Origin of the sequence: Paenibacillus sp. E222 (assembly GCF_013401555.1) — a bacterium.
GTDB lineage: Bacteria > Bacillota > Bacilli > Paenibacillales > Paenibacillaceae > Paenibacillus.
In genome coordinates this window covers 7,119,916-7,130,735 of the sequence record NZ_CP058552.1, presented here as the reverse complement: position 1 = coordinate 7,130,735, position 10,820 = coordinate 7,119,916, and the positions used below count along the sequence as shown (strand labels likewise).

Here is a 10,820-nt window from a genome sequence, read left to right as displayed (position 1 = left end):
TGAGTGAGGCAGAACCCATGAAAAAGTGGATGAAAGTTACCATCTGGATTGTTTCCTTTTTTGTAGTTGTTGTGTTTGGTTATGCCATATATCTCTACCAATCCGTTAAATCAACCGCTGACCAAATTTATGAGCCCCGAAATCCTGTAAAGCCCGTCTCGGTCACAGATAGCAGAGGTGGGCTGCAGGTGGACATCAACAACAAAGAGCCTTTTAACGCACTGATTTTGGGCGTGGATGAGCGTCCGAATGATCGAGGGCGCTCGGATACGATGATCGTACTGAGTGTAAATCCAGGGAAAAAACAAGTGCTCATGTTTAATATTCCACGGGATACACGGACAGACATTGTGGGACACAATACAGTAGATAAGATCAATCATGCTTATGCCTTCGGAGGCGTGGACATGTCAGTAAATACCGTCGAGCAATTTTTGGGAGTCCCCATTCATTATTATATGAAAGTGGATATGGAGGGCTTTTCCAAAATCATCGACCTGGTCGGAGGCGTGGACGTAAATAATCCTTTTGCATTTGATTATGAGGGACAGCGGTACGATCAAGGGAATATTCATCTGGACGGGGTTGCTGCGCTCGGTTTTTCAAGAATGCGCTATGATGATCCGAAAGGGGATTTGGGGCGTAATGATCGACAGCGTGAGGTTCTGAAGCAGATGCTTAAGAATACAATGCAATTCTCCAGTGTACTTCATATCCAAAATATGTTAGATGAACTGGGTACTCATGTCAGAACGGATGTTACTTTTGATGAGATGAAGGAACTTCTCCTCGAATATCGCAATGATCTGGAGAATGTGGATACGGTGGAGATTAAGGGTAAAGGCGAGAAAATCAATGGGATTTATTATTACATCGTGGATCAGCAGGAAAGGGATCGCATTCACGGAATAATTGAAGAACATTTGGAGAAATAAACAGAAATAATGGAAGGCTTATGAAAGTGGTGAGGACCTTGCTTATGGAGGAGGATTACGGGAAACGAAGACATAAGCATAGGCGTAAACAACGACCTTATGTTTATATCTTGTCACTGCTGCTGATTGCCGCCTGGGTTTTGGTGATCTGGCACTTTTCTACCCAATCATATCAGCAGCAGACCATCCAGCCTTGGCTGCATAAATGGTCTGAAAAGGTGAAGATCGGATTTGCACTACCCGATGTGCAATTCACATACGGTGAGCTTGATTATTCCTTAAGACAACGACCGTATGATTTTGTTGAGTTCATATTTCGGAAAAGTGCGCATTTATTTGTATATGCTGTGCTGGCGGTGCTTATCTATGGTGGGCTGAGATATAGGAAACTGCGAATGTGGGCTTGTATCGCTGCTGCGTTGACCGTAGTAGCGGTTATCGCCTCCATTGATGAATATATTCAGCAGTTCAGCCCAAACCGGACGAGTTCAATCCGTGATGTTGGCGTGGACCTGCTTGGCGGATGTGGCGGAATTGCCTTATATATGGGTGTTAATGTTGTTTACAGAAGATTCAGGTCCCCAAGGCGTTCTTCAGTCAAAAGAAAGTGATTTCCCAGGAAATGCTGCTCGTTAGTTCACGCTTCTACTTGCTTGCTATCCATCATAAGTATGGAAGTAGGACAAGGGGGGACGGGGCATGCTGCGAAGAAGGAACCGGAATGCGTTACTTAAAAAGATCGGATTCATAGCACTTGTGCTGCTGCTGTTATGGCTCATAGGCAGAACCATCCCATATCTGTTTCGTGCAGATGCGCCAGATGAAGCTGTTGCCATTGCCCAAGAGTTTTACGAATATGAGCAGACGGGTGATTTCGGCAGTTCATGGGAGTTGTTTCATCCATTGATGAAAGAGCGCTTTCCCAAAAGCGTCTATTTACAGTCCAGAGCGCATATTTTCATGCAGCACTTTGGGGTGGAAACCTTTGAGCTGGAGATGGAAAAACCAGAGCGTGAGTTTGACGTTACGGTAATTGATGGCGTTAAGCCATTTGCAGAGGCGTATCGCATTAGTGTTACCCAGAAGTTTTCGGGAACCTTTGGTCAATTTCAAATCGTGCAGGATTGTTATATCGTAAAGGATGGGGACGATTGGACGCTGCTTTGGTATTATCCGAAGAATGGAGATACCAAGACTGAGCATGACAAAGCCGACTGATAGTATCAACCCATACGATGAACCGAATTGTATCATTTGTACTTGGGATGGCTCTATAAATGCGAGACTTTAGTCGCATTTATAGAGCTTTTTTTGCATTTCATTTCTTTTTAAACCTGTAGGGGGTTGACATTAGTCCCGGTGTCAAGTAAATTACGAATTAGATACAAAATGTATCAAAATTCAGCGTCTAACGACAAATAACAGGGACTCCAATGCTCCTTGTGAGGGGAAGGAAATTCATTGATCGAAATGGACCGCTTTTACTGTGTCAGTTGTGGGATGATTGTGTCGGTCGCTAGGGGCTCTGTCGAACTAAAGGAAGAGGACTGTGGAGGCAATCACGTATTTCGCACCGGATTTTATCGGAGTGAGATGCCGCTTGGATGCTGTGAAGCGTGTGTAGTTCATACGAAACGTCAGGGGAAATCCCAGTTTGCGGGACAATATACTAAAGATTATGATACACTATCTTCATATGAGAAACGGACATGATGTGAATGTTCGTTGATGAAGGAGGAAATGGAATGCAGCAGGAGCCGGTCGTCCGTCTTCAGGGCGTCAGTAAAATCATCTCCTCCCGATCATTGGTCAGTGACCTGACTCTGGATATTTCTCCGGGGCAGGTTTTTGGTTTTTTAGGACCCAATGGAGCGGGGAAAACAACAACGATTCGAATGATGGTAGGACTGATGTCCATCAGTCAAGGAGATATCATCATCTCGGGACACAGTGTGAAGAATGAATTTGAGCAAGCCATAGCTCAGGTTGGGGCTATTGTCGAGAATCCAGAAATGTACAAGTTTCTGACTGGATATCAGAATCTCGTCCACTTTGCCCGGATGTCACCTGGTATTACGAAGGAACGCATTGCCGAGACGATTGAACGAGTTGGGCTTACAGCTCGCATTCATGACAAGGTAAAGACCTATTCTCTGGGTATGCGCCAGCGTCTGGGCGTGGCCCAAGCCATATTACATAAACCCAAATTATTGGTATTGGATGAACCGACCAACGGGCTCGATCCACAGGGAATACGGGAACTTAGGGATTATTTGCGTCAGCTCTGTCAGCAGGAAGGGATCACGGTCTTTGTATCCAGTCACTTGTTGTCGGAGATGGAGTTGATGTGTGATACCGTTGCGATTATCCAAAATGGCAAATTGATTGATGTAAGAAATCTCAGAGCTGAGGCGGGAGTGGACGTACTTACTGAGGTTGCTTTTGAGGTAAATGATGCCCCGCGTGCAGCCGAACTCTTTAGCGAGGCTACAGTTCAGGGCAATGCCATTGTGATTCGTTTATCCCGTGAGCAGATTCCGGACTTGAATGCGAGGCTGGTTAGTGAAGGGTTTCAGGTATATGGTATCCGTAACGTAACCCATACGCTGGAAGATCAATTTTTGCAGGTGACTGGGGGCGGAAGCATTGGGTAATTTCGGCAATCTCATTATGAATGAAAACATGAAAATTTTCCGTCGTCCGCGTACTTGGATTATGTTATCCATTCTGGCATTGATCTCGCTGTTGATGCCGGTTCTTCTTAATCAAGGCATGGGGTCCAGTGAGGTTCCATACTGGCAAGCAGCTATTACTACCGTTCAAATCGTCTTTTTCCTGAATACCATCTTCTGTGTCGTCATTGCAGCTGAAGCGGTAGCTGGGGAATTCACCTGGGGAACGATTAAATTACTGCTGATTCGTCCGTGGTCACGCAGCAAAATACTGGCATCCAAATATTTGACCGTGATTGGATTTAGCATTCTGAGTACATTACTTGTTGTTATTCTGGCAACCGTAATGTCGTATATCCTGTTCTCCCATTCCGTAACTCAGAATGGAAGCGGGGCTTCTGCATCACACGCATTTGCACTATGGGGATATCTGTACGTGGACCTGTTTATTACGCTCGCTATTGCCTTTATGGTTTCCTCCGTGTTTCGTTCAGGAGCTCTGGCCATCGGTTTGTCTCTATTTATCATGTTTACACAGAATTTGTTCTCATTGATCTTCAATCCCGTTCGTTACGAATGGGCTAAGTATGTTCTGTTCAATAACATGGATCTCAGTCGTTATATGGATTCAGCAGCAGATTATGGATTGCTTGACGATGGAAATGCAGGTATGACACTTGGCTTTTCTATTGCTGTGCTAGCTGTATATTATGTCATTTTCATGTTGATCTCATGGGTTGTATTCAACAAAAGAGATGTGGCAGGCTAATCGCCTGCTTCTTTTTTTTGCCCAATTTCTTTTTCAGAAAGCGAGTATATTCATCATCCACTGTGGCATGACTAGCATTTAAGGGTACATATAATCATACATAAGAATACGGCTTGGAATGGAACACGCTGCCCATGCTGTATTAAATTGCATTACATACATATTATCGCCGCAGTCGTATTTGGCAGAGCAGCGTATGGAGGGATCACGTTTCTTGATAAACAACAAGTTTTACCGTATATGCACAGCAATTATTTTGCTGCTGCTCATCGTGTATTTGGGGGATAAAGTCAACTTTATTTTCAGCCCCCTGACCTCGCTAATTCACATCATCATCATTCCGCTGCTGATTGCTGGTTTCTTCTATTATTTGCTGCGTCCGCTCGTCGACTATATGGAACGGCACAAAATGAAGCGTGCACTGTCCGTTCTTATCATTTACGTGGTAATTGCGCTGATTATGGCAGGATTCAGTGTGCTTGTATGGCCTTCACTGCGTGAGCAACTGTTGAATTTTGTGGAGAATGCCCCTGTACTGGTTACTTCGCTCAGTGATCAGTTGGCTGAATTCGAAAGAAGTGGTTTCCTTTCAAAATATATACCTGAGGATTCCGATCTGTTCTCACGCTTCTCTGATTTTCTGAGTCAAGGGATTGCCCAGGTAACGGATTATGTATCCGGGTTGTTCTCGGTCGTATCCAATCTGGTCATTATTCTGGCGACGTTCCCGATTATGCTGTATTACATGCTCAAGGAAGGCAGCAAATTTGGAACCAATCTCACACTGTTGCTGCCGAGACGTTACCGTAAAGATGGAGAAGAGACGGTCCATGAAATCGACGAAGCTTTGAGCAGCTATATTGTAGGTCGTGTCATTGTCAATGTGGCTTTGGGCATCCTGATGTATATTGGTTTTCTCTTTCTCGGTTTGCCATATGCATTGCTTCTGACGGCCGTATCTATTGTTCTGAATTTCATTCCTTATGTAGGGGCCTTACTGGCAGCCATTCCTGTCGTTATTGTGGGGTTCATTGAATCACCTTCAATGGCGATCTGGTCGCTTGTCATCATTGTCATCGCCCAGCAGATCCAGGACAATCTGATCTCTCCTTATGTCTATGGCAAACAGTTGGACATTCATCCGTTGACTACCGTCATCTTGCTGCTCGTAGGTGCAGATCTGGGAAATATTCTTGGGATGATCATCGTTATTCCGCTATATATGATTATCAAAATTATAGTTCGCAAAATCCATTATCGGATAGTTGAAGATAAGACTGAGCTCTGAATGGAATTTGAAATACAACTGTGTCATGTGTCACCACTAATGTTTGCTCTTGAAACATATCGATAAGCTCAACAGGATAAGCCGCATATCAATGGTGGAGGGTCAGGAAACTTACCCTTTCGATGGATATGCGGTTTTTTTTCATATATATTGCTCACTTGTGTTATAACTGTTATACTTGATATATAACAGATAACAAAGAGAAGGTGAACTCTTGATTATTCAACTGGATATGCAATCCGAACTTCCCATCTATTCGCAACTTGTTTATCAAATTATCGAAGGTATTGCCAGTGGTGAGTTACAGCTAGGTGAGGCGCTACCTTCGGTTCGGAATTTGGCCGCAGATATTGGGGTTAACCTTCATACGGTCAACAAGGCTTATACACTACTCAAGCAAGATGGATACATTCAAGTTCATAGACAAAAGGGAGTCGTAGTGAACCCTGATGGAATGCCTGATTTAACGGATGATTTTTTGAAAAAGCAGCAAAGAGAATTAAGACCGATTATTGCCGAAGCGATTTGTCGCGGAATGACCAAGGAGGAACTATCTGCGGTGTTAGACCAAATGTATGATGATGTGAAGATAGGTCACAACAAAGAATAAAGAATCAAGGGAGTGTGTTATGTATGCAACTATTTAGTATATTACCTATCATTTTAATCTTTGCTCCGTTAGCCTTACTTCTATCCTTTGCACCATATGTGACAAGGGAAACAATCAGCTTTGGGGTTACGGTAAGTGAATATAACTACTACACACCAGTCTTACGTAAGCTACGGAGAACGTTTGCTACCGTAAGTCTAATCGGAAACGGGATTATTATACTTGTCTGCCTGTATTTACTCCGATCTGCTAATGAAGAGTCTACCGCAATGATTACCGGTGTTTGCACAATGATTTTCATTGTGTACTGGGCTGCATTAAATATGTTATTTCATTTCAAGATGAAAAAGATAAAAGAAACACTTACAACTGTAGAAACACCTCAACGGGTTAAAATCGATACCACCTTCCGCCAAAATAAACTCACCTATTCCAACTATTGGTTTCTCATTCACATGGCTATTATTGTAAGCATTGCGATCATTACAATCTTGAATTATAACGCACTCCCTAACGTCATTCCGATGAAATATGATCTTCAGGGCAATGTCATTTCCAGTACGCCCAAAACCTACCTCTCGGTACTGGCTATTAATCTTGTGCAGCTAGGCATCATTGCACTAATGATGCTGGTGAACTGGAGTATTAAAACAAGCAAACAACAGCTTTCCACGTCTGATCCAGCCCAATTTGCTGCTAAAAATATTCAATTCCGCCGTAAGTGGTCCCTATTTACGATCATAACGGGGTTGCTTCTTACCATTTTATTTGCCTTCATTCAGATGAATATGTTCGTCCCAAATCTCGTCTTGTTAAAAGGTATTAGCTTCATCACCCCTGTGCTGATCTTGTTAGGCGCGATAGGGCTATCTCTCACAGGCAGACAAGGCGGTGGGAAAATTCGGAATCATCAAGAGGGTCGTGAACGATCCAAGGAGCAGCCTGTGAATGACGATGATCATTGGAAGCTTGGTTTTATTTACTTCAATGCCAATGATCCTTCTTTTACCGTAGAAAAACGTTATGGCATAGGCTGGACGATTAACTTCGCTCGTCCACTATCCTGGGTCCTGTTGTTACTTATCATTGCTATTGTTGTTATAAGCAGAGTTCTGAGCCAATAAATGCTCATAGATCTATGCATAACATAAAAATGATTAGGAGGAGTTATGACGATGAACCATTGGAAAAAGCTATTATGTTCTCTTACTTTAGTAGGTCTCATTCTGCCGATAACATCCATCTCAGCAGCTGCTGAACAACCCGCTGGGACTAAAAATCTGGTTCCTATTCGTGAGATTGCAGAACAGAATGGGGCAGAGGTATCTTGGCAACAAAAAACAGGACAAATCACCATACGAAAAAATGAGCTTACGATTGTAGCTAAGGTTGGAGAGAAACAGGCGTTGGTGAATGGGCAAGTCGTCCCCTTAGACAATCCTGTTCAGCTAACGAAAGGAGTTACCTTAATGGATGCGGGATTTCTTGCCGAGACGCTGAAGGGAGCACCTGAGGACATATTTATTTCACTTATAAGTGAGGGCAATGGCAAGGAAGCTGCGAAGTATGTTCATACCTCTGTTAGCGGAGTGTTGTCACCCACGTTGTTGAGTCAGCTATGGGCAGCATTAGAAGGACAAAATGGTAAAATCACAAATAAAGCCATAGCTAAACACGTAGAAAATAACACAGTGCATCGCAATGTTACCTACACGTTCAAGACAGAGCTTACTTCTATAAATATTACGGTCAGAATGAACCATAACGGACTTGTGGATGACTTGTACATTGCGGCCGCTACTCCAGATGTGTATCAAAAACCAAGCTACGACGACCCATCTGCCTACACAGAACAGGATATTACGGTTGGTCAAGGTGATTTAGCTTTACCAGGGACATTAACTTTGCCCAAGGGAGAGGGACCTTTCCCAGTTGTCATTCTGGTACACGGATCCGGGGCTAGCAATCAAGATGCTGCCATTGGTGGTGCAAAGCCGTTTCGCGATCTTGCGGTAGGTTTAGCTTCACAAGGCGTTGCTGTATTAAGATACAATAAGGTCACGTATGAGCATACCTATAAGGTGGCTTCACAGCCTAAATTCACATTAAAACAAGAAAGCGTAGATCAGGTAAACGATGCAGTAGATTTGCTTAAAAAGAATTCAAATATTGATCCTACAGCGATTTTTGTGGCTGGACATAGTCAAGGCGGGTTTGCAATGCCGTTAATCATTGCTGAGGATAAACAACATGATATTGCAGGAAGTATTCTGCTTGCTGCACCAAGCAGCAGCTTTGTGGATGTGCTTACCGAGCAGCAGGACGAATTGGTAGACCGGATGGAGCGGCTAGGTTTAGACACGAAGATCATCAAAGAACAAGCTGATTTTTATAAAAATGTTGCTGCGATCGTTAAAGATCCTCAATATTCTGTAGATCATCTTCCTGAGGCGTTTCCACTTCAACCTGCTTATTGGTGGTTTGAGCAGAGAGATTATGTGCCTGCGGAACTGGCTAAAACACAAAATACCCCTATGCTTATTATCCAAGGCGAAAATGATGTGCAAGTGTCTATGAATCAATTCCAAACCTGGAAATCGGCTCTTCAAGGTCATACCAATGTAACGTACAATAGCTATCCAAAAGTAAATCATCTGTTATCCAGCTATGATGGACTTTCAATTGGTCAAGAGTACGCTGAGCCATCTAATGTCTCCAAAGCCATTATCGATGATATTGCGAAGTGGGTATTAAAATCAAACTAAAAAACGGGACGGTAAGTTCCATTCTTGGTTGAGTGATACCATGGGGAAGTAACACATTCAACCAGAAATAATAAGAAGAGCACTTACCAATGTAGGCAAGTGCTCTTCTTATTTATATATTGAAGGAGTTGCTTTATTTAGCCCAATTGGACTCTTTATCGTCTTCATCGGTGTAATCAGACATGGTCAGTGGTTCTTTGGGAACAACAGCGACTTTGTAGAAGCGATTCTTGTCTTTTTCCAGCAAAACGAAGGTCAGATTCTCGAACTCATATTCTTCCTGTTCATTCATCTCTGGACGATGGCTATAAAGCCATCCCCCAATGGTATCCCACTCATCTGCATCCAGGTTTGACGTGAACATGTCGTTTACTTTGGACAACGAAACCTTGCCATCCATAATGACATAATTTTCATTGATGACCTGAATATCCTCGACTTCATCTGCGTCGAACTCGTCCCGGATTTCACCGACAATCTGTTCCAGCACATCCTCAATCGTTACAATCCCGGAAGTACCTCCATACTCATCAACCAGAACGGCAATATGCACGCCATCCTTCTGCATTTTCTTGAGCAGGTCCTTGACCGGAGTCGTTTCGTGAACAGCCGATACCGGCTGAATGAGGGAAGACAGATCGACAGGTTCTTCGTTTCCGTACAACTCCAGGAAAAATTGTTTGGTATTAATGATACCGATAATATCGTCTTTGCTCTCATTTACCACTGGAAAACGAGTGTATTGTTCTTGACGGATAATATCCAGGTTTTCCTCGTTCGATCTATTGACATAAAGGCAGACCATATCAGTCCGGGGTACCATGATTTCTTTGGCAAGCATGTCATCAAAAGCAAAAATCCGGCTTACATATCCGAACTCAGCTTGGTTGATTTTGCCGCTCTCAAAGCTTTCATTGATGATAATCTGCAATTCTTCTTCGGAGTGCGCATCTTCATGCTCCGATGCAGGTTTGATTCCGAATAACTTGACCAGTTGATTCGCTGAGCTGTTTAACAGCCAGATAAAAGGATACATAATTCGGTTAAACCAGATGATAGGTGTAGACGTCAGTAGAGCAACGGCTTCGGCTTTACGGATTGCAATCGTTTTAGGTGCAAGTTCACCAACTACCACATGCAAATACGTGATGGCGACAAACGCAATAACAAACGATAAGAATGAAGAAACTGCCTCCGGCATGTTCATGCTTTCGAACACAGGGTGGAGAATTTTCTCTACCGTGGGTTCTCCCAGCCAGCCCAGTCCCAGAGATGTAATCGTGATACCCAACTGACAGGCGGACAAATATCCATCCAAGTTGGCAACGGCTTGTTTAACAGCCAAGGCACGCTTGTTTCCTTCTGCAATCATTTGGTCAATCCGGCTCGGGCGAATTCTTACGAGTGCAAATTCCACCGCTACAAAAAATGCCGAAAGTCCTATCAAAAAAGCAACCAATACTAAATTTAACGCATACCTCTCACTGTCCATTAACTAGTCTTCTCCTTTAAGTAATAAGTTTTTAACGAATATTATATCTAATTTTACGTAAGAAGACCACCTTCCGATCAAGAAAAGAGGAAGAGTCTGGAAGACAGAGTGTGCGAAATGGCGATGGAGTGCTGATCGGCAGACTGGAATGAATCATATGTAGAGGGGAACACAGTCAGAATATACAACGCCAAAGCATGGAATGAACTGGCTGAGCGCCATTGCAGATCAGATGTGTATGTAAAATTTTATCTAAGCAAACGTTACGAACAGTGCATACATTGGGTAT

The 10,820-nt window shown here is 43.3% G+C and carries 10 protein-coding genes; 9 read left to right on the top strand and 1 reads right to left on the bottom strand.

Features of this window, described 5'->3' with window-relative positions; genetic code table 11:
- Nucleotides 1-17: 17 nt before the first annotated feature.
- The 9 genes from HW560_RS31885 (at nt 18) to HW560_RS31845 (ending at nt 9,039) form a co-directional block, all read left to right on the top strand.
- Nucleotides 18-935, top strand: coding sequence for an LCP family glycopolymer transferase (locus tag HW560_RS31885; protein ID WP_179265554.1), 918 nt, complete (start codon nt 18-20; stop codon nt 933-935).
- Between the two features lie 44 nt (nt 936-979).
- A complete protein-coding gene (locus HW560_RS31880) occupies nt 980-1,546 on the top strand; it encodes a VanZ family protein (RefSeq protein WP_177185629.1) in 567 nt (188 codons plus the stop codon).
- Between the two features lie 88 nt (nt 1,547-1,634).
- Nucleotides 1,635-2,153 carry a hypothetical protein gene (locus HW560_RS31875; protein ID WP_179265553.1) on the top strand — a complete coding sequence of 173 codons (519 nt, stop codon included), beginning with the start codon at nt 1,635-1,637 and terminating at the stop codon, nt 2,151-2,153.
- A 527-nt stretch (nt 2,154-2,680) separates the two neighbouring features.
- A complete protein-coding gene (locus tag HW560_RS31870) occupies nt 2,681-3,589 on the top strand; it encodes an ABC transporter ATP-binding protein (RefSeq protein WP_090894255.1) in 909 nt (302 codons plus the stop codon).
- Nucleotides 3,582-4,376, top strand: a complete 795-nt coding sequence (locus tag HW560_RS31865; protein ID WP_179265552.1) for an ABC transporter permease — start codon at nt 3,582-3,584, stop codon at nt 4,374-4,376. The genes HW560_RS31870 and HW560_RS31865 overlap by 8 nt, the downstream gene beginning before the upstream one ends.
- Before the next feature lie 214 nt (nt 4,377-4,590).
- Entirely contained in the window at nt 4,591-5,664 is a 1,074-nt protein-coding gene (locus HW560_RS31860) for an AI-2E family transporter (RefSeq protein WP_090894260.1), read from the top strand.
- Nucleotides 5,665-5,878: 214 nt separating this feature from the next.
- Nucleotides 5,879-6,274, top strand: coding sequence for a GntR family transcriptional regulator (locus tag HW560_RS31855; protein WP_090894262.1), 396 nt, complete (start codon nt 5,879-5,881; stop codon nt 6,272-6,274).
- Between the two features lie 269 nt (nt 6,275-6,543).
- A complete protein-coding gene (locus HW560_RS31850; RefSeq protein WP_179265551.1) occupies nt 6,544-7,398 on the top strand; it encodes a DUF1648 domain-containing protein in 855 nt (284 codons plus the stop codon).
- A 51-nt stretch (nt 7,399-7,449) separates the two neighbouring features.
- Nucleotides 7,450-9,039, top strand: coding sequence for an alpha/beta hydrolase family protein (locus tag HW560_RS31845; protein ID WP_179265550.1), 1,590 nt, complete (start codon nt 7,450-7,452; stop codon nt 9,037-9,039).
- A 133-nt stretch (nt 9,040-9,172) separates the two neighbouring features.
- Here the strand turns inward: HW560_RS31845 and HW560_RS31840 are convergent, their stop codons facing one another.
- A complete protein-coding gene (locus tag HW560_RS31840; protein ID WP_179265549.1) occupies nt 9,173-10,531 on the bottom strand; it encodes a hemolysin family protein in 1,359 nt (452 codons plus the stop codon).
- Nucleotides 10,532-10,820 lie beyond the last annotated feature (289 nt).